We start from the raw sequence: 2,540 nt of genomic DNA, 5'->3' as shown, positions 1-2,540 counted from the left end.
CCTTTGCATTGCCAACAGGAAACATTACGGTTGATGAAGGATATGATCTTACTGCAGTTGTAAATGCATCTGATTCCGATGGAACTGTGGCTAATGTAAAGTTGTATATAAATAATGATTTTGTTCGTCAAGAAGTTAATGCTCCATACGAATGGGGTCATGATACCTCTCCAAACCCTCAAGAAATAAATGGGTTGGGTACAGGTTCTTATACATTTAAAGCGATTGTTACGGATAATGATGGAGCAACCAATCAAGCAACATTTACACTTACAGTAAGAGGAACAGATTCAGGTGGCGGAGATATATGTTCCTTTGGAGCGCCAATAAATAGTGGTTTAAGTGCTATGGATAAGGTAACATATTCTAATGTACATGTATTAGGAGATAACGGGCCCAAATTAGGAAACTTCAGAAAATTCACGATTAATTGGGTGCCGGGTGACAATGAATTGTATCAGTTTGCTATTAATACAAATAATGGATCTCCGGATTGGTATATAGATTTTAAAGGTTCCATGAGCTTTCAATTACTGAATTCAAACCCGGAAGTTACATTAAGGAATACTGGTTTTGATGGATTAGATGGTTCTTATTGGGTAGCTAGAGATGGAGATAATTTTGTAATGGTTTCCAAATCTAAAGAATATACGATCTATTTTAGCAATTCTGGCACAACACCAAACTGTAATAGATCGAATCCAAAAATTGACATTTCGCAGATTAAAGCTTTTCCTAATCCTTTATTGGATTCTTTTTTAACAGTTTCAGGAATGTCAGAAGAATTAAAAACACTTCAGTTAATAAGTGTAGAAGGTAGAATAGTTAAGGAGTTTACTACTGATAAAGAAACAGAAACTATCGATGTTTCAGAATTACCAACAGGATCTTATTTCTTAATTGTTAAATCAGTAAGGTTTAAGGAATCAATATTGGTTATGAAAAAATAAAATTTACTAGGATGTTTCAGACTATCAGAAACATCCTAGTAATGAACTAACTAAAAAAGAATTAATAATATCGTTCACTATGAATCACTTAAAACCAATTGTTACAGTGCTTTTTATCTTATTTACCTGCGTAAATAGTTTCACAATAGCACAAGTAAGTCTAGAAAAACACCAGGAGCTAAATCAAGACGCTTTAAAGTTTTGGTATGCTGATCCCGCTAAGCCAGCCGCTCGTTTTAATAGAAATATATCACCCAAAGGAGATTGTTTGCAGTTAGTAAATGGGTATCTGTTTTTAACCTGGTATAAAGGAGGTATGCAAAATAGAAATTTAATGTTATCAAGACTCCACATAGAATCCAATACTTGGGCTACTATACAGTTTCCTGATAAGGTTAGTTTATATAGTTCTGGAGCTGGTAATTCTCATCGAGTTGCAGCATTAGGAGTTTCTCCAATCGATGGAACGATTCATTTAATGTATGATATGCATGCTAGCGAATTAAAATATAGATTTTCTGAAAAAAATATCGCGTTTGCTCCAGATTCCGACTTTACGCTAGATAAGTTTTCATCCAAAAGAAATTATTTTAAACCAGGAAATGTGATATCCAGATTCACATATCCTAACACAGAAGTAAACCAGAATGGTGAATTAATTGTTGAGTATCGTTTAGGAACATCTAGACAAGGAGATAAGTATATTATCCTGTACGATGGAAATTCTTGGTCGGATACTCAATTAGTAATGAGAGGAAACAATGAAAATCCTGAATTTAATCAATATGGAGGATTTAGATATTTTTTTGATCAATTATATTTAGGATGTTCTGTTCGCATAAAAGGAGACAATGTTGAGTTTAACAAGGGGTTTTACTATGCTGCAATAGGAGATAATGGATTAGGAGATACGTGGAAAAATCTCAAGGGGCAAAACATTTCTACACCAATTGAAGGACTTACAGAGATGAATAAATTTAAAATTGCTGACCCTTTACCAAATGGAAGCAATGGAATGACTAGTGCTCCCAATTTTGTGGTTTCTAAAAACAAAGCAGTTCATTTTACGAATCGAATTCCTGGTAGAGGAACTGTTCATTATTACACAAAACCGAATTCTGATGAAGTGATTAAAGCTTCAGGAGGTTCCCCATCTGTTAATTTTCCTGGGGATGATGGAAGAGTATATAGTATAGAAGTAAAGACTAACGGAAAAATTCAACTTAGAAGTACCAAAGAAGGTGAAAGTAATTGGCGAACAGATTATACATGGTCAGGAAGCAAAAAATTTGATCAAATGGTTTATGAATACGCCAATGGCTACTTGCACATTATTGTTTCAGAAGAAAAAAATAGTGATCAGTTGCCGTTACACTATTTAAGGTTGAAACTAGAGTTAGTTGATGTTCCTAATCAAAAGCCAAACATTTCTTTTGTTTCTCCTTCAGGAGATATTAGTTTGCCTGAAGGATATGATGAACTCGAAGTTACTGTAAATGCATCTGATAATGATGGTTCTATTAGTAATGTAAAATTATATGTAGACGGAGATTTTATTCGTCAGGAGGTAAATGCTCCCTTCACTTGGGG

The 2,540-nt window shown here is 34.1% G+C and carries 2 protein-coding genes; both read left to right on the top strand.

Annotation, left to right across the window (positions count from 1 at the left end; genetic code table 11):
* Positions 1-950 (top strand): T9SS type A sorting domain-containing protein (locus AWE51_RS18295; protein ID WP_157766171.1); only part of this gene is annotated, 950 nt, incomplete at its 5' end.
* A gap of 79 nt (positions 951-1,029) precedes the next feature.
* Positions 1,030-2,540: BNR-4 repeat-containing protein (locus AWE51_RS18290; protein ID WP_157766170.1), on the top strand; the 1,511-nt coding region annotated here is incomplete at its 3' end.

Source organism: Aquimarina aggregata (assembly GCF_001632745.1).
Lineage (GTDB): Bacteria > Bacteroidota > Bacteroidia > Flavobacteriales > Flavobacteriaceae > Aquimarina > Aquimarina aggregata.
Note: the sequence above shows the minus strand (reverse complement) of the source record. Positions and strands in the feature narration are given on the sequence as shown.